Here is a 17207-nt window from a genome sequence, read left to right as displayed (position 1 = left end):
GCCTATGAGGACACCGGTCAGCGACCCCATGCGGGTCGGCTCCTACCGCATCGTGGGCCGCCTCGGCTCGGGCGGAATGGGATGGGTGTATCTCGGCCGCTCCCGAGCCGGTCGCCCGGTGGCCGTCAAGGTCGTCCGCCCCGAACTCGCCGCCGACCAGGTGTTCCGGCGCCGCTTCGCCCGCGAGGTGGAAGCGGCCCGTGCCGTGAGCGGAGCCTTCACGGCAGCCCTTGTCGATGCCGACCCCGGCGCGGAGCCGCCCTGGCTGGCCACGGTCTACGTGCCCGGGCCCTCCCTGACCGAGGCGGTGCGCTCCGGCGGGCCCCTGGACGAGGCGCAGCTACGTCTCCTCGGTGCGGGCCTGGCCGAGGCGCTGCAGGCGATCCACGCCGCCGGCGTGGTGCACCGTGACCTCAAGCCGTCCAATGTCCTGCTCGCCTCGGACGGCCCGCGCGTCATCGACTTCGGCATCTCGCGCCTCGGCACCGCCACCCCGATCACCCAGCTCGGCATCGTGATGGGCACCCCGCCCTTCATGTCACCGGAGCAGGTGTCGGGGGCCCAAGTGGGACCGGCCTGCGATGTGTTCGCGCTCGGCGGGGTGCTGACCTTCGCGGCGACCGGCCGCGCGCCGTTCGGCTCCGGGGACCGGGTGACGTACCGCGTGCGGCAGGAGCCGCCGGACCTCTCCGGAGTGCCGCCACGGCTGCGCCCGCTGCTCGGCCACTGCCTGGCGAAGGACCCGGCCGCCCGCCCTCGGCTCGCCGAGATCCTCGAGGAGGTGGCGCCGGATCAGGACGACCCGAATGCCCCGCGCTGGCCCCCGCCCGCCGTGGCCGCCGACATCCGGGCCCGCGAACGCGACCTCGACACCCGCCAGTGGGCTGCCGACTCGCAGGCGGCCGCGCTGTCGGTGCCGTCCTGTCTGCTGCTGCATGCCCGCGCGCTCCTGGACGCGGGTCTCACGGACGCGATGGTGGCCGGGGCGGTGGGCCATGGACGCGGGGAGCGTTGAGGTGGACCGGGAGCTGGAACTCGGGGCCCGGTGGCGGGAGTTGGTGAGCGGTTGGACCGTGCGCACCAATGTGCCGTCCGCCGCCGACGAGCACTCCGTCAACCTGGAACTCGACCTGCCGTCCGCGGAGCGCGTCGTCACCATGCGGTTCACCACGACCCGGCGGCTCCTTGTCGCCTTCATGACGGACGGTCGCCGGCTGCGCCCCGACCAGCTCGCGATCGCGGCGGCCGCGGCCAACGCATGGAACACCGAGCAGCTGTTCCCGATGCTCTCCGTCTGGGACGTACGCGGCCCGCAGCCCTGTATTGCCGGGGTCTGTCAGGTGCCGCTCGCCTGCCGTATGACGCCCGCCGGCTTCGATGCGATGGCGGGGGACTGGGCCGAGCAGACCCGGCAGATGTTCCTGCGGTGCCATGAGGTGTTCCAGCTGTAGCCGGATGTTCCAGGGGAATCGGGGGTGGAATCCGTGGGGTGCGGAACGCGGTGGGTTCGGCCGGGTGGCATGCTCCTGTGCCTGCTCGGTCTGCTCGGCTGCCTCGGCGCGCTGGTCACTTCGCACGAGGCCGCCGCGGCGGAGCAGCCCTGCGCGGGCCCGCTCTCGCAGCGGCTCGACTGCCTGGCCGTACGCGTTCAGTTGGATGACGCCCCGGAACGGGTGACCCTGGGCAAGCCGCTCCAACTCGACGTAGCCCCCGCGGCGTTGGGGCTGACCGCACGCAAGGAGCTGCTCGACCGGGGCACGCTGCGCGTCGAGGTCCCGGCCGAGGCGGAGACCGGCCAGGGCGGCACGGTCCTGCTCGTCCTGGCCAAGCAGCGCGGGGTGGCCCCCGACAGTGTGATCACCCCGCTGAGCCGGGAAGCCCTGGGCGAGCTCACCGCCGCCGGGGCCTGCGAGGGCCCCGGCAGAGCACTGTGCGCCCTGCTGGACAGGAAGCGCGCCGGCGCCGACCTGATCGAGGCAGAGCTGGCCGACTCACTGGACACCGGGGAGGAGGACTCCTCGCTGTGGGTGCTGTGGGCGGTCCTCGCCGCCCTCCTCGTCCTCGCCGCCCTCCTGGTCCTGGCGATCCGGCGCAGCGGAGTGCGTCATGCGTACGCCCACTCGGGTGCCCCACCCGCCCCGCGCGCCTCGCCCGGGCCCACCCTGACCACGGACGACTTGCGCCCCAGGGCAACAACCCGGGCCCCCGCGCGACCGGTTGAGCGCCCTCGCCCCGTGCGGCCCGCAGCCAAGGCGCCGCCCGGGCCCCGCGGCCGACGAGCCGTCGTCCGCTCCGCCCTGCACCCGCAGGGCTACGTCGAACTCGACGACTGCCTGCACCGCGTCCGCTGGACCGATCCGGACCTGCCGCCGCCCGCCCCCGGCGAGCTCGTCGACGTACACCCGGCACGAGAACCCGAACCGGACGTCCTACTCGCTCTGCCGCCCCGCGGGGGCACGCCCACAGGAGAAGCACATGACCAGTGAACGGCCCCCCACGGTGGCCCCGCAGTACGCCGACCTCGACTTCGACTTCGAGAACAACGCCCAGCGCCTGCCGCTGGTCCTCTGCATCGACACCTCGCGCTCCATGGAGGGCAAGCCCATAGAGGCGCTCAACGGCGCGCTCGCCGAGTGGACCCATGAACTGCACAGCGACGTCAGCCTCAGCTACAGCGTCGAGGTCGCCGTCATCACCTTCGGCGACCAGTCGGTGGCCGCCTGGCACGGTCCGCAGCGGATCCAACCGGGCTCCGGCGTCAGCCCGTTCGTGCCCGCACACGCCTTCCAGGCTCCGCGGTTCGTGGCGAACGGCGTGACCCTGATGACCGAGGGCGTAGAGCTGGCCATGCGGATAGTGGCGGACCGAAAGTCCGAACTGCGCCGGCTGGGACTGCAGTACTACCGCCCGCAGATCTGTCTGGTGACCGACGGCCTGCCGACGGACGGCACCGGCCACTACACCACCGGCTGGCAGCGCATCGTCCCCGTCCTGGAGGCCGAGCAGCGCGCCAGGCGCTTCAGGCTGTACGCGATCGGGGTCGGCGGCATCACCGAGCGCGGGCAGTCCGTGCTGCGGGCCTTCGCGCCGACGTTCAACGCGAATCTGCAGGGCTTCCCGTTCCGTGAGCTGCTGCAGTTGATGTCGGCCAGCGCGGCCGCCGCGCAGAAGGGCGAGGGGGACGAGGTCTTCGAGAAGATCTTCCACCAGTTCCGCACCCAGCGCCCGGCATGGGAAGCCTGAGCCGCGCGCCCATGAGGCGCGGCCTGTTGAGGGGGGAGGTGCTGGACCGGTGGCTGGATGGCGTACGCACGGAGTGAGCGTCGAGGGTTACCGGCACCGCCGGACCGGGGCGCCCTGCCAGGACGCCTGGGACAGTGCCGTGTGGGGCGCGGACGGCGGGCCGGAGGTCACCGTCCTCGCGGTCGCGGACGGCGCGGGCAGCAGGCCCCGCTCCCAGGAGGGCGCCCGGCTCGCGGTACGCCTCGCGGTCGAGCACTTCGGCCGTACGGCGGCTGCGGCGCCCTGCCCGGCGGGCGAGGCGGCACATCAACTGTTGCTCCGAACCTATGAGTTGGTGCGGGACGACTTCGCCTCCCAGGTGGCCGGGGCCGCCCGCCTTGACGACTTCGCCACCACGCTCACCGTCGTCGTGCTCACGCCGGACTGGCTCGGGCATGTCAGCGTCGGCGACGGCTTCGTGATCGTGCGGGCGGGCGCCGACGCCGAGGGCAAGCGGCAGTACCACCTGCTGCCGCAGGCCGAGGCGGCCAGCGAGTACAGCAACGAGACGGTGTTCCTCACCTCACCGCGGGCCGACCGCTGGGTGCGTACGGACTGCGTGCGCGACCCGGGCGTCGACGGTGTGCTGCTCTCCACGGACGGCCTGGTCCAGGCCGCCCTGACCAGCGCGGGCACTCCCAACTCCGCCTTCGTCGCAGCGGTGTTGGGATCCTTGGAACGCCCGGACCTCGACCCCGACGAGGACGGTGAACAGCTGGCCGAGCTGCTCCGCTCCGACCGGCTCTCCGCGCTCAACGCCGACGACAAGACGGTTCTGAGGGCGGTACGCAGATGACGGGGCGGCAGATCATGCTGGGCGGACGCCTGGTGACCCTGGCCGAGCAGCCGCTGAAGGGCGGCGGCGAGGCGGCCGTGTTCCCGGTGCAGGGCGAGCACGGCACGGTCGTCAAGCTGTACCGGGAGCGCCCGAGCGCCGAGCAGGAGCGCCGGTTGACCCGGATGCTGGCGATGTCCCCGCTCGGCGACCGGCCCGTCGACTCCTCCCAGCAGCCGGAGCTGGCCTGGCCGACCGCGCTGGCCCGCTCCCCGCAGGGCACGTTCCTCGGCTATGCGATGCGCCGGTTCGGGGAGCCCCAACACGTGCAACTGGTCGGCCTGTTCACCAGGTCGCAGCGGCTGCGGCTGTTCCCCGACCGGGCGGACTGGCGGTTCCTGCTCGGCGTCGCCTGGAATCTGGCCTTCATGACGGCGCGCATGCACCACGAGGGCCTGGTCGTCGGCGACTTCTCCAGCAGCAACGTGGTCGTGGACCGCAACGGCTTCGTCACCTTCCTCGACTGCGACTCCATCGCCTTCACCGACCCGGTGTCCGGCGAGGCCTTCCCGTGCCTGATGCACACCACCGACTACTCCTCGCCCGAGCGCCAGGCGGGCGGCCCGGCCACCGTGCAGAGCGACGACTTCGCGCTCGCCGTGCTCGTCTACCAGCTGCTCGCCGTCGGCAACCACCCCTTCGGCGGGGTGCCGCACAACAGCTCCGAGGACTCCACGGTCAAGGACAACATCGCGGCGAGCATCTCCTACGTGGTCAGGCCCGAGCAGGTCGTCGTCCCCCGCGGCATCGTCGACCCCTCGGTACTGCCACCGGGCCTGCTCGCCCTGGCCCGCAACGCCTTCGGACCCGGCGTCCTCGAGCCCAAGGCGCGGCCCACCGCACGGGACTGGCTGCGCGCACTCGACCAGGAACGGGGGCGGGTGCAGGTGTGCACGGCTCGGCCCCGCCACACCCATGGGTCACACCTGGCCTCCTGCCCGTGGTGCGCGCGGCTGTCCGCGACGGGGCAGGACGTGTTCAATGCGGCGCCGCCCCGGGGCGTGCCGCTGCCCGCGGACCCGGGCCCTGTGCTGCCGACGCCCGCTGCGGCACCCGGGCTGTCGGCCGGGGCGAAGGTCGCGATCCTGCTGGTGGTCCTCGCCCTGCTGGTGGTCGTGCTGGCGGTGCTGGGCTGACGGCGGGGGAAACGACTTTCCCGGATCGGCCTTCCCTGATGGACCTTCGCGGATCGACCTTCCCGGATCGACCCCGCTCAACTTTAGACGAAATCTAAGCTAGGATGGCTTCACCACAGCTTGGAGGCCGTCCCATGTACGAACCGATCCGCACCAAGTCGGTCCACACGACGGCCGACCAGCACCCCGTCGGGGACTTCCCGCACCGCTCCCGCGCGGAGGAGCTGGAAATCCAGCTGGCCGGCCACCTCGCCGCCCTCCTCGCCGTCACGGACGAGCTCCGCGACCTCACGAGCGACGCCGCGGACCGGGCCGAACTGACCGCGGGCGCCGCGGAGTTGGCCCGGCAGATCACCCGGCTCAGGGGCGGCCTGCCCCCGGTCAGGTCGACCGTCGCGGCCGCGATCCACGAGCCCCACCTGGCCGCCCTGCACCAGCGCGCACACGCCCTCGCGGGCCGGGCCCTGGTCGTCGCGGCATCCCGCGCGGACACGGCGGCGGCGATCCTGGCGGCCGAGCGCATGGACGTACACGCGGCGGCGCCGGCGGCGAAGGACGCACTGGCCGCCGCCCACTGAGCCCGAGGGCTCATTCCCCCCCATACGACCCCGGCCCGCGCTGGACCCGCAGAGAAGTGCGGGCCGGGTGTCATAGACCTTGTCCTGGCCGCTTGGCCGCTTCGCCGCGTTACGGCTGCGAGTACCCGTCGAGGAAGTTCCCGATCCGGGTGATCGCATCGGTGAGGTCCGTCGCCGTGGGCAGGGTCACCACGCGGAAGTGATCCGGGTCGGGCCAGTTGAACCCCGTGCCCTGCACCACCATGATCTTCTCGCGCCGCAGCAGATCGAGGACCATCTGCCGGTCGTCCTTGATCTTGAAGACCTTCGGGTCGAGCCGCGGGAACAGATACAGCGCCCCCTTCGGCTTCACGCACGTCACACCCGGGATCTGCGTGAGCAGGTCGTACGCCGTGTCCCGCTGTTCGAGCAGCCGGCCGCCCGGCAGCACCAGGTCATTGATGGTCTGCCGGCCGGTGAGCGCCGCGACCACCCCGTGCTGGGACGGCATGTTGGCGCACAGCCGCATGTTCGCGAGGATCGTCAGACCCTCCAGGTACGACGAGGCGTGGGCCTTCGGCCCGGAGACCACCATCCAGCCGGAGCGGTAGCCGGCCACCCGGTAGGCCTTGGACATGCCGTTGAAGGTGAGCGTGAGCAGGTCCGGGGCGAGCGCGGCCGTCGGGGTGTGCGTGGCACCGTCGTACAGGATCTTGTCGTAGATCTCGTCGGAGCAGACCAGCAGATTGTGGCGGCGGGCGATGTCCGTCATGGCCCGCACCATCTCGTCGCTGTAGACGGCGCCGGTCGGGTTGTTCGGGTTGATGATCACCATCGCCTTGGTGCGGTCGGTGATCTTCCGCTCCAGGTCGGCGAGGTCCGGCATCCAGTCGGACTGCTCGTCGCACCGGTAGTGCACGGCGGTGCCGCCGGACAGTGCGACGGCGGCCGTCCACAGCGGATAGTCCGGGGCCGGTACGAGGACCTCGTCGCCGTCGTCGAGCAGGCCCTGCATCGCCATCACGATGAGCTCGGAGACGCCGTTGCCCATGAAGACGTGCTCGACGTCGGTCTCCACGCCGAGCGTCTGGTAGTGCATCATCACCGCGCGGCGGGCGGAGAGCAGGCCCTTCGCGTCGCCGTAGCCGTGTGCCGAGCCGACGTTGCGCAGGACGTCCTCGAGGATCTCCGGCGGGCACTCGAAGCCGAAGGCTGCGGGGTTGCCGGTGTTCAGCTTGAGGATGTGGTGCCCTGCTGCTTCGAGCCGCATGGCCTCTTCGAGAACCGGGCCCCGGATCTCGTAACAGACGTTCGCGAGCTTCGTCGACTGGATCAGCTGCATGTAGCAACTTTACGAGCGTGTTTCGTGGTGCCGCTCGCGCTTTTCGGCCGTGCGAGGTCGGGCTTTGTGCCCCTGCGAGGCGGGGCCTTCCATCGCATGGTCCTCGCCTCGGCGGGCAAGCGGAATGCCGGTCCGCGAATGGTTGTGGGCTTGCGAACCGTGGTCCGTGGCGAGGTGGGTGATTTACCCCACCCCGCCCCTTCCCGTAAGGCTGCCGCCGACTTCAAAGCCTGTCCTCAAGCGCCGGACGGGCTGACAAAGTCAGCCCGTCCGGCGCTTGAGGACACAGCTCCGCAGGATTTCGGGAAGGGGCGGGGTGGGGAAAGGAGAACCGGTCAGGCCGCCCGCCGAACCGCCCGCCCGGCCAGGGCATCCGTCCGCTTGCCGTCTCGCATCACGAACTTGCCGTCGATCAGGACATGCGGGATCCCCACCGGCAAGGTGCGGGGAGCTTCGAAGGTCGAACCGGCCGCGACCGTGGAAGGGTCGAAGAGGACCAGGTCGGCGCGGTAGCCCTCCCGTACGAGGCCCCGGTCGGCGAGACGCAGGCGGGCCGCGGGCCGCGAGGTGAGGTGGGCGACCGTCTCCTCCAGGGAGAGGATGCCCAGCTCACGGGCGTACTTCCCGAGGTACTGGGGGAACGTGCCGTACGCCCGCGGGTGCGGCTTGAAGCCCTGCAGGATGCCGTCCGAGCCCCCGGTGTGCACGCGGTGCTTCATGATCGCGCGGACGTTCTCCTCGTGCCCGACGTGCTGCAGGATCGTCGACCCGAGCCGGTCGTTGATCAGCAGGCGGCGGGCCGTGACCCAGGGCGCCTCACCCCGCTGGTCGGCGGACTCCTGGATCGTCTTGCCCACGCAGGAGGCGAGCCCCGGGTCGGAAACCCCCGAGATTTCGATGGTGTCCCACTCGATCGGCACACCGTGGCAGCCGTCGGCCCCGATCTCCTCCATGTGATGGCGGATCTTCTCGGCGGTCTCGTCGTCCCGCAGCCGCGCGAGGATCGCGTCGGGCCCGCCCTCGCTCGCCCAGCTCGGCAGCATCGCGACGAGGGTCGTGCAGCCCGGGGTGTACGGGTACGTGTCGAGCGAGATGTCCGCCCCGGCATCGAGGGCGCCGTCCAGGAGCGCGAGCAGATCCGGGGCCTTGCCCTTGTTCACGCCGAAGTTCATGGTGGCGTGCGCGAGATGCAGGGCGCAGCCCGCCTCCCGCGTCAGGTCCACCATTTCCTCGTACGCCGCCAGGGCGCCGGCGCCGTACGAACGGTGGTGCGGGCAGTAGTAGCCGTCGTACGAGGCGACGACCCGGCACAGTTCGGCGAGCTCGGAGTCCTTGGCGTACATGCCGGGCGTGTAGGTGAGCCCGGACGACATCCCGACCGCGCCCTGCTCCATGCCCTCCGCGACCAACTGCCGCATCCGGTCCAGCTCTTGGGGGGTCGCCTCGCGGTCGTCCCAGCCCATGGCGTACATCCGTACCGTCCCCTGCGGGATCAGGTACGCGGCGTTCACGGCGATGCCGCGGCCGCCGTGCGCACGGTCGAGGCGGTCCAGGTACCCGCCGACCGTGCGCCAGTCGAAGTCGATGTCGTCGCCGTTGCCGTTCCAGCCGGTGATGGCCTGGCGGACGTGGGTCAGGGTCCGGTCGTCCACGGGGGCGTAGGACAGGCCGTCCTGGCCGAGGACTTCCAGGGTGACGCCCTGGGCCGCCTTCGCGCTGTGGTCGGGGTCGCGCAGCAGGGCGAGGTCGCTGTGGGCGTGCATGTCGATGAAGCCCGGGCTCAGGGCGAGCCCGTCGGCCTCGACGGTCTCCGTCCCGGTGGGGCGGGGCCCCTCGCCCTCTTTCCGGATCTCGGCGATCCGGCCTGCTGCTATGCCTACGTCGGCGCGGTAGGCGGTGTCGCCGGTGCCGTCGATGACTTTGGCGTCGCGGATGACCAGGTCCATGGGGGGTGTGCCTCTCTTGGTTTCGTTTTCCCCACCCCGCCCCTTCCCGTAAGGCTGCCGCCGGCACAAATCAGCCCGTCCGGCGTTTGAGGACAAAGGGGGCCAGGGGCGAAGCCCCAGTCGTCGAAGACTTTCGGGAAGGGGCGGGGTGGGGAAGAAAACGGCGGTTCAGAAGTACGTGCGGACGAAATCCACGACCGTGCCGTCCGCCTCGACCAGCGGAATCAGCTGCCACTTGTCGAAGCTGGTGCACGGGTGCGAAAGCCCCATCCCGACCCAGTCCCCGACCGACAGGTCGGCCTCGGGCGAGGTGCGGAGCCACCCGTGCTGGTCCGACAGCCCCGTCACCTCGACCCCCTCGGCCGCCCGCTGCACGCCATCCGCCCCACGGACGACCTGAGCCGCAGGCAGATGCAGGTCATAAGCCGCATCCCGCTTACCCGCATTCGTGAACGCCTGCTCCGGGTTGGGCCGGGAAACCACCTGGGCCCACAGCCGGAACGCAGGCTCCAGAGCCCCTTCCTCCGGCACGCGATTGAAGGGCGTCAGCTCCTTGTAGTGGCCGTCGTCGTGCGAGACGTACGCCCCCGACCGCAGCAACTTCAGTACGGGAACGGACAGTTCGGGGATTTCCGCGAACACCGAGGCCACCGCGTCGAACCACGCGGAGCCCCCCGCACTCACCACGATCTCGGAGAGCCCCGCAAAGCGCCCCGCCTTGTCGAACTCCGCTGCCAGCGAGACCAGCCGCCCCAGATACTCCTCGACCCGCGAAGGCGTGGCGGAGGGCACCTCGCCCTCGTACCCGGCGACCCCCACGAGCCGCAGCGTGGACGCGGCGGCCACCGCATCGGCGACCAGCGCGCACTCGGCCGCGCTGCGCACACCCGTCCGTGCCCCGTCCCCGGCGGCGAGCTCGACCACCACGTCCACGGCCCGCGAAGCCCCGGCCGACCGCAGGGCGGAGTCCATGAGCTCGACCCCGCGCACGGAGTCGACGTAACAGATGAACTCGAAGGACGGATCGCCCGCGAGCTCACCCGCCAGCCAGCGCAGCGCCGCCGCGTCGACCAGCTCGTTCGCGAGGAAGATCCGGCGGGTGCCGAAGGCGCGGGCGACCCGTGCCTGGTGCGGCACGGCGAGCGTGATGCCCCAGGCCCCGTGCTGCTCCTGCCGGGCGAAGAGCGCCGGCGCCATCGAGGTCTTGCCGTGCGGGGCGAAGGCCAGGCCGTGCCGGGTGGAGTACGTCTCCATCAGGGCGAGGTTGTGCTCGACGCGCTCGGCGGAGAGGGCGAGGACGGGGGTGGTGAAGCCGTCGGTGAAGAGGTTGCGGCGCTGGGCGGCGAGCTCGCCGACGGTCAGGCCCTCGGCGTCCGGCGGCAGCCCCTTGAAGCGGAAGTCGACACGCTCGTCGGCGAGTCCTGCGAGGGATGCGAGCGGGGCCGCGCTTTCGGCTGCCATGGGGCCTCCTCCTGGTGCGTTGCATCATCTGCAACGGTCATTGCGTATGTCGCTTATCCATGTTTAACATCCATGCCAACGGCAGGGCAATGGATGCCCCAGCCAAGCCCCAACTCCCCAGGTCCGACAAGGGGACTTGGGCCCCAAGGTCCCCGTCACCACGGGTCTTTGGTCCCTCGATCCACAGAGCAGTCCACCGCACGGCCCACAGAGCAGCCCACCGCACAGCCCACCGAACAGGAGCCCCACTGTGAGCGCCCCCGCCCCCGGAGACGTCACCGACGTCGCCTGCCTCGGCGAGTCCATGGTCACGTTCCGGCCGACCCGGCCGGGGAGGCTCGCGGAGGTGCCGTCGTTCGACCGGGGCATAGGCGGGGCGGAGTCGAATGTGGCCTGCACGTTGGCCCTGGCCGGGCATCGCGCGAGTTGGGTGAGCCGGGTCGGCTCGGACGGGTTCGGCGACTACCTCACCGGAGCGATCGAGGCATGCGGTGTCGATACGTCGCTGGTGGGCCGGGACCCGAACCGCCCGACCGGGATCTACTTCCGCACGGCGGGGGAGCGGGCCACCTCCGTCGACGAGCCCGAGGGCGACGAACCGCTTGCCGAGGTCGCGTACTACCGGCAGGGCTCCGCGGCCTCCGCGATGTCTCCCGAGAACATCGCCCCCATCACCCGCACGGAAGCTCGAATCCTCCACCTCTCCGGCATCACCGCGGCCCTGTCCCCGGACTGCCGCGCTCTGCTCATGGAGCTCACCGAGGAGCGCGAGGGCCGCCCCCTCGTGTCCTTCGACGTGAACTACCGGGTCAACCTCTGGCAGGACGCCGCCCACGCGAGCTCGGTCCTCCGGGAGATCGCCCGCCGCAGCGACCTCGTCTTCGTCGGCGACGACGAGGCCGAAGCGGCCTGGGGAATCACCGGCGGCCCCGAGGCCATCCGCGCCGCGCTCCCCGAGCCGGCGACCCTGATCGTCAAGCAGGGCGCCGAGGGCGCGACGGCCTTCACCCGTGCAGCAGGGGCCGACGAGGCGGCGTACGAAAAGGCACTGAAGGTGGACGTGGTCGCCTCGGTCGGCGCGGGCGACGCCTTCGCCGCCGGCTATCTCTCCGCGACCCTGCGCGACCTGCCCCCGGCAGCCCGCCTGAGGCACGGCCACCTCCTGGCGGCCGCCGCCCTCACCGTCCCCGGCGACCTCGGCACCCCGCCCGCCAGGGCGCACGCGGACCGCCTTGCCGCACTCCCCGCCGCCGAGTGGGAGACACTGCGACTCGGTCCCGGCTGGACGACGGCCGGGGCGTCAGGGGAGGTAGTCACCACATGAGCCAGACCGTCGACCGAGCGCTGAGCATCCTGCCGCTGCTCGCGGAGGGACCCGCCGACCTGGGCCAGGTCGCCGAACGTCTCGACGTGCACAAGTCCACCGCGCTGCGCCTGCTGCGCACGCTGCACGAGCACGGCCTGGTCTACCGCCAGTCCGACCAGCGGTACCGCCTCGGCGCCCGCCTGTTCGCGCTCGCGCAGGAAGCCGTCGAGAACCTCGACGTACGGGAGATCGCCCACCCGCACCTCGTGGAGCTGAACGAGAAGATCGGCCACACCATCCACCTCGCCGTGTACGAGGAGCAGGAAGTCCTCTACATCGACAAGGTGGAGAGCCGCTACCCGGTCCGCATGTACTCGCGCATCGGCAAGCCCGTCGCCATCACGGTCGCGGCGGTGGCCAAGCTGCTGCTCGCCGACCTGTCCGAGCCGGAGCGGCGGGCCATCGCCGAGAAGCTCGACTACCCCATGTACACGCCCCGTTCGACCCCGAACGCCGCCGCCTTCCTCAAGGAGCTGACGGTCGTACGCGAACAGGGCTGGGCCACCGACCTCGGTGGCCACGAGGAATCCATCAACTGCGTCGGCGCCCCCATCCGAGGCGCGGACGGCAGGGTCGTCGCCGCCATGTCGGTCTCCGCGCCGAACGTCGTCGTCACCCGCGAGGAACTCCTCAAACTCCTCCCGCAGGTCCGCCGCACGGCGGAAGCCATCAGCCGGGAGTACTCAGGTCACTCCCCCCACAACACCCCTACCCCCCACAACACCCCTACCAAGGAAGCCTTCTAAGCCATGACTGAGAAGATCGCCCTCATCCCGGCCACCCACACCGCCCCGCCCGCGAAGTTCTCGCACGGCGTGAAGAAGGGCAACATCCTCCAGGTCGCCGGCCAGGTCGGCTTCCTGCCCGCCGAGGAGGGCAAGGCCCCGACCCCGGCCGGACCGACCCTGCGCGAGCAGACCCTGCAGACCTTCGCCAACGTCAAGGCGATCCTCGAAGAGGGCGGCGCGTCCTGGGACGACGTGATGATGATGCGCGTCTACCTCACGGACGTGGACCACTTCGCCGAGATGAACAAGATCTACAACGAGTACTTCGAGGAGCAGGGCCTCAAGGCCCCCGCCTCCGCCCGCACCACGGTCTACGTCGGTCTCCCGGCGGGCCTGCTCATCGAGATCGACGCCCTCGCCGTCCTGGGCTGAGCCCGCTCGTACGAAGCCCGCTCGCAAGTAGCCGGTTCGTAGAAGCCCGTTCGTAGAAGCCCCCTCCCAAGAAGACAGCAATGCCGTTAGCTCCTCCTGCCGCCGGGGCGGCGCCGCAGGGGCCTGCGTCGGAAGTGCCGTCTGCCCCGCGACGCCCGGCACGCCCTCTCGCCGCACCGGCCGAAAGCCCAAGTACGTCCAGTACGAGGGCTTCCGGCCGGCACGCCGAGAGCACGCACCGGACGCCGCAGGGCCCGCCCTTCGGGCGGACGACGCCACTTCCGACGCAGGCCCCAGCAGTGCGCGCGCCGTCCCGTGATCCCCCCTGCCCGCAAGCCCCGTACAGGACAATGGAGTTCCCCACATGTTGCTCGCCGCAGCGGCCCCCGCCGCCCCACCGGAGACCCCCCACACGGGCGGTCTGCTGACCCTGATAGGCGGCACCGGCGGTCTGCTGACCGTCGCCGCCCTCGGTATCGCCCTCCTTCTCTTCCTGATCATCAAGATCAGGCTGCAGCCGTTCGTCGCGCTGCTCGCGGTCTCCATCGCGGTGGGTCTCTCCGCCGGCCTGAGCGTCACCGAACTCTTCGGCACGGTCCAGAAGTCCACGGCCGTCTCGATGCTCGAATCGGGCATGGGCGGCATCCTCGGCCACGTCGCGATCATCATCGGCCTCGGCACGATGCTCGGCGCGATCCTCGAAGTGTCGGGCGGCGCCGAGGTGTTGTCCTCCCGCCTCCTCAACCTCTTCGGTGAGAAGCGCGCCCCGCTCGCGATGGGCCTGACCGGCCTCCTCTTCGGCATCCCGGTCTTCTTCGACGTCGGCATCTTCGTCCTCGCGCCGATCGTGTACGCCGCCGCCAAGCGCTCCGGCAAGTCGATCATCCTGTACGCGATGCCGCTGCTCGCGGGTCTGTCGATGACCCACGCCTTCCTGCCGCCGCACCCGGGCCCGGTCGCCGCCGCCGGACTGTTCCACGTCTCGCTCGGCTGGGTCATCCTCATGGGCCTCGTCTGCGGCATCCCCGCCGTCGTCGCGGCCTGGGCCTATGCGAGCTGGATCGGCAAGCGCATCTTCGTGCCCGTCCCGCAGGACATGCTGGAGGCCGCGGAGGAGGCCAAGGAGGCCGTCGCCGCCGAGCAGCGTGCGGCGGGCGTCGACGCGGACGAGAAGCCGGTGCCGCTGAGCACCGTCTTCACCATCATCGGTACGCCGCTGGTGCTGATCCTCGCGGCCACCTTCTCCTCGATCGCCCTGGACCCCTCGACCCTCCGCTCGGTGATCGAGTTCTTCGGCAACCCGTTCGTCGCGCTGACCATCGCCCTCCTCATGGCGTACTACCTGCTCGGCATCCGCCGCGGCTGGTCCCGCAAGTCCCTGGAGACGGTGTCGACTTCGTCTCTCAAGCCGGTCGGCAACATCCTTCTGGTGGTCGGCGCGGGCGGTATCTTCGGCGCCGTCCTGAAGGGCTCGGGCATCGCGGACGCCCTCGCCGACACCTTCAACGGCCTGGGCCTCCCGATCATCGTCCTGGCCTACCTGATCTCCCTGGTCCTGCGCGTCGCCCAGGGCTCGGCCACGGTCGCGATCGTCGCCACGGCCGGCATCGTCGTCCCCCTCGTCGAGGGCGGCAACCACTCGCAGGCCTTCCTGGCCCTGGTCATCATGGCCATCTCGGCGGGCTCGATCTTCGCCTCGCACGTCAATGACGGCGGGTTCTGGATCGTCGCGAAGTACTTCGGCATCTCGGAGCGCGACACCCTGAAGTCCTGGACGGTCCTGGAATCGGTCCTGTCGGTGGCGGGCTTCACGGTGGCGGCTGCGCTGAGCTTGGTGGTCTAGCCCGAAATTTCCCCCACCCCGCCCCTTCCCGACAGTGACATTTGCGGCTCCGCCGCGGGCCTCAAACGCCGGACGGGCTGATTGATCGAGCTCGGCCTCGATGAATCAGCCCGTCCGGCGTTTGCGGACATTGGTGACCGTCGTGAACGACATCCCGCACCCACTCCGGAAGCCGGCGGCAGCCTTACGGGAAGGGGCGGGGTGGGGGATCAAAGGCCTCAGCCTTGACGCACCTGAACGAACGCACCCACCCTGATCCGGGGGGACGCGATGCCAACAGAGCCACGCGTATTGGACGGCCGGTACCGCCTGGAAGAACCGCTCGGCGCCGGAGGCACGGGCACGGTCTGGCAGGCGTACGACCAACACCTGTCCCGCACGGTCGCGTTGAAGACCTTGCACGCCGCCCCGAGCCCGGCACACCTCGAAGCGGCATCGGCTCTGCAGAGCCCACACATCATCCCGCTGCTCGACTTCGGCACGGCAAAGACCCCCGACGGCAGACAACAGCCCTACCTCGTCATGCCCCTGGTCCAGGGCGAAACCCTGGCCCAACTCCTGACCCGCCAGAGCCCGTTACCCCTCCTCGACGCAACGCGAATAGCCCGCCACGTGTGCCAAGCCCTCACGGACGCCCACGCGGCCCGCGTCGTACACGGAGACATCGGGCCCTCCACCATCATGCTCACCCCTCAGGGCGACGCGATGGTCATGGACTTCGGCATCACCAACTCTCCGGTGGAGCCCGCCGCCGACATCCGCTCCCTCGGCCGCGTCCTGTACGAGATGCTCACCGGTCGCGCGCCCACCCAACACCCGCCCTCGGTCAGGGAGTTACGGCCCGGAGCTGCCCCCGGTTTGGCGCGCCTCACCGAGCACCTCCTGGCCGAGAATCCTGAATCCCGCCCCACCGCCGCGGAGGCGGCCCGAGTCCTCACGGCGTTGTCCGAACACGGCGGCCCACAAACTCCAGCCTTGCCGGCGCCCGCCACCCGCCGCCGCACCACCGCCATCACCGCGGCCGCGATCACCGCCGCCGTGACCGCGCTGGCCCTGGGCCTCTTCTACGGCGTGCCGTTCGACCTGGGCAGCGCCGCCAAGGACCTCACCGAACCCGCGTACACCATCGCGGTCGTCGGCGACTTCGAGGGCGACGGCAAGGCCCGGGCGGCGACCGCGTACGACAGCGTGCGGATGGCCGCCGAGGACGCGAACAGGAAGGACGATCGTCAATTCCTGCTCAAGGTGAGGAAGTTCGACGACCAGGGCTCGGCCGAGGGCGCCGCCCGCGCCGCCGAGAAGGTGGTCGCCGAGGAGCGCATCGCCGCCGTGATCGGCCCGGTCGGGGACGCCCCCGAGACCGTACTCGCGAAGGCCTCACGGATCTACGCGAGGCACGACATCGTCGTGATCAACCCCTGGGCCCGCCAGAGCGGCGACCTCGGCTCGACGACGTACCAGCTCACCGGCGACACGGGAAACGAGGAGCGCGCCATCGCTGCCTTCCTCCACAAGCTGTACGAGGGCGGCGGAAAGAGAACAGACCAGACAGACCAGACGAACCGAACGGGCCGGATGAAGAAGATCCGCTTCTTCTCCGACGGAGAGGACGACGCCACCGCACTCATCGGCCGCCTCACGGTCACACCCACCTACCCCGGCTTCGGCTCCGCCACGGGCCCGCTGGGGGACGACGTCGCCGAAGAGGCGCGCGAGGTGGTGGCCGGCGGCTATGACGCGGTGTTCTACGCGGGCGGCGCGGAAACCTTCGAGAAGCTGGACGCCTACCTGGCCGAGGCCGGGTTCAAGGGGCTCCGGCTCACCCTGGACGCCGCCGTCGACCTCGACTACAGGCGCTCCGCCCGCTGGTTCGCGTTCCGCGGCTACTGCTCCTGGAACGACGAGTTCGACCACGCCTACGAGGCCGAGTACGGCGAGGAGGCGGACCTCGGCGGCGTCGAGTCGTACGACGCCGTGACGGCCCTCGCCGCGGCCTTCGCCGGGGTCGACCGCACCGCCCGCCCCGAGGCCGTGCGCGACGCGGTGGCCAAGAAGATCGCCGAGGTCGCCCCCGCGGGCGGCGGCCTGTGCATCCCGGACCTCCGCTTCGGCCGGGACGGCTTCCTGCTGAAGCCACCCGTGTTCCTGGACCGGTACGAGCTGGGCGAGAATAGGGCGACAGAAGTAGGAGAGCTGACGGGCGGTACCGCCCTGGGCGAGGCACAAGGGGAGCTGCAGTGACGAACCAAGGCGGCACGCCCCCGCAGGGCGGCTTCGGC

15 protein-coding genes are annotated in these 17207 nt (G+C 70.9%); 12 read left to right on the top strand and 3 right to left on the bottom strand.

The window, feature by feature from the left end:
* Nucleotides 1-4 precede the first annotated feature (4 nt).
* The 7 genes from OG430_RS19270 (at nucleotide 5) to OG430_RS19240 (ending at nucleotide 5831) form a co-directional block, all read left to right on the top strand.
* The gene (locus OG430_RS19270; protein ID WP_327353782.1) at nucleotides 5-1015 is read left to right on the top strand and encodes a protein kinase domain-containing protein; all 1011 of its coding nucleotides are present in this window, start codon (nucleotides 5-7) and stop codon (nucleotides 1013-1015) included.
* Between the two features lies 1 nt (nucleotide 1016).
* A complete protein-coding gene (locus tag OG430_RS19265; protein ID WP_327353781.1) occupies nucleotides 1017-1451 on the top strand; it encodes a hypothetical protein in 435 nt (144 codons plus the stop codon).
* A 69-nt stretch (nucleotides 1452-1520) separates the two neighbouring features.
* Nucleotides 1521-2486: a hypothetical protein gene (locus tag OG430_RS19260; RefSeq protein ID WP_327353780.1), complete on the top strand. Its 966-nt coding sequence runs from the start codon at nucleotides 1521-1523 to the stop codon at nucleotides 2484-2486.
* On the top strand, nucleotides 2476-3243 hold the full coding sequence (locus tag OG430_RS19255) for a vWA domain-containing protein (protein ID WP_327353779.1): 768 nt from the start codon (nucleotides 2476-2478) through the stop codon (nucleotides 3241-3243). Before OG430_RS19260 ends, OG430_RS19255 begins: the two co-directional genes overlap by 11 nt.
* Before the next feature lie 49 nt (nucleotides 3244-3292).
* Complete coding sequence (locus OG430_RS19250) at nucleotides 3293-4078, top strand: PP2C family serine/threonine-protein phosphatase (protein WP_327353778.1); 786 nt, start codon at nucleotides 3293-3295, stop codon at nucleotides 4076-4078.
* Nucleotides 4075-5253 (top strand): hypothetical protein, encoded by a 1179-nt coding sequence (locus tag OG430_RS19245; RefSeq protein WP_327353777.1) that lies wholly within the window; start codon nucleotides 4075-4077, stop codon nucleotides 5251-5253. Before OG430_RS19250 ends, OG430_RS19245 begins: the two co-directional genes overlap by 4 nt.
* A 134-nt stretch (nucleotides 5254-5387) precedes the next feature.
* Complete coding sequence (locus OG430_RS19240; RefSeq protein WP_327353776.1) at nucleotides 5388-5831, top strand: SCO4983 family protein; 444 nt, start codon at nucleotides 5388-5390, stop codon at nucleotides 5829-5831.
* Nucleotides 5832-5940: 109 nt separating this feature from the next.
* On the opposite strand, the gene OG430_RS19235 is transcribed toward OG430_RS19240, so the two are convergent.
* The 3 genes from OG430_RS19235 to OG430_RS19225 form a co-directional block, all read right to left on the bottom strand.
* The gene (locus OG430_RS19235; protein WP_327353775.1) at nucleotides 5941-7152 is read right to left on the bottom strand and encodes a pyridoxal phosphate-dependent aminotransferase; all 1212 of its coding nucleotides are present in this window, start codon (nucleotides 7150-7152) and stop codon (nucleotides 5941-5943) included.
* A gap of 335 nt (nucleotides 7153-7487) precedes the next feature.
* Nucleotides 7488-9098, bottom strand: coding sequence for an N-acyl-D-amino-acid deacylase family protein (locus tag OG430_RS19230; RefSeq protein WP_327353774.1), 1611 nt, complete (start codon nucleotides 9096-9098; stop codon nucleotides 7488-7490).
* A gap of 168 nt (nucleotides 9099-9266) precedes the next feature.
* Nucleotides 9267-10559, bottom strand: a complete 1293-nt coding sequence (locus tag OG430_RS19225; RefSeq protein WP_327353773.1) for an alanine racemase — start codon at nucleotides 10557-10559, stop codon at nucleotides 9267-9269.
* A gap of 250 nt (nucleotides 10560-10809) precedes the next feature.
* Between OG430_RS19225 and OG430_RS19220 the strand changes: the two genes are divergently transcribed.
* From OG430_RS19220 to OG430_RS19200, 5 genes are all read left to right on the top strand, one after another.
* The gene (locus tag OG430_RS19220; RefSeq protein ID WP_327353772.1) at nucleotides 10810-11883 is read left to right on the top strand and encodes a sugar kinase; all 1074 of its coding nucleotides are present in this window, start codon (nucleotides 10810-10812) and stop codon (nucleotides 11881-11883) included.
* Entirely contained in the window at nucleotides 11880-12671 is a 792-nt protein-coding gene (locus tag OG430_RS19215) for an IclR family transcriptional regulator (protein WP_327353771.1), read from the top strand. Before OG430_RS19220 ends, OG430_RS19215 begins: the two co-directional genes overlap by 4 nt.
* 3 nt (nucleotides 12672-12674) lie before the next feature.
* Nucleotides 12675-13085 (top strand): RidA family protein, encoded by a 411-nt coding sequence (locus OG430_RS19210; RefSeq protein WP_327353770.1) that lies wholly within the window; start codon nucleotides 12675-12677, stop codon nucleotides 13083-13085.
* A 364-nt stretch (nucleotides 13086-13449) separates the two neighbouring features.
* Nucleotides 13450-14928: a GntP family permease gene (locus OG430_RS19205; protein ID WP_327353769.1), complete on the top strand. Its 1479-nt coding sequence runs from the start codon at nucleotides 13450-13452 to the stop codon at nucleotides 14926-14928.
* Nucleotides 14929-15198: 270 nt separating this feature from the next.
* Nucleotides 15199-17169, top strand: coding sequence for a bifunctional serine/threonine-protein kinase/ABC transporter substrate-binding protein (locus tag OG430_RS19200; RefSeq protein WP_327353768.1), 1971 nt, complete (start codon nucleotides 15199-15201; stop codon nucleotides 17167-17169).
* Nucleotides 17170-17207: the final 38 nt, after the last annotated feature.

The organism is Streptomyces sp. NBC_01304 (assembly GCF_035975855.1).
In the GTDB taxonomy this organism is placed as follows: Bacteria; Actinomycetota; Actinomycetes; order Streptomycetales; family Streptomycetaceae; genus Streptomyces.
This window is presented reverse-complemented; position numbering and strand designations above follow the sequence as displayed.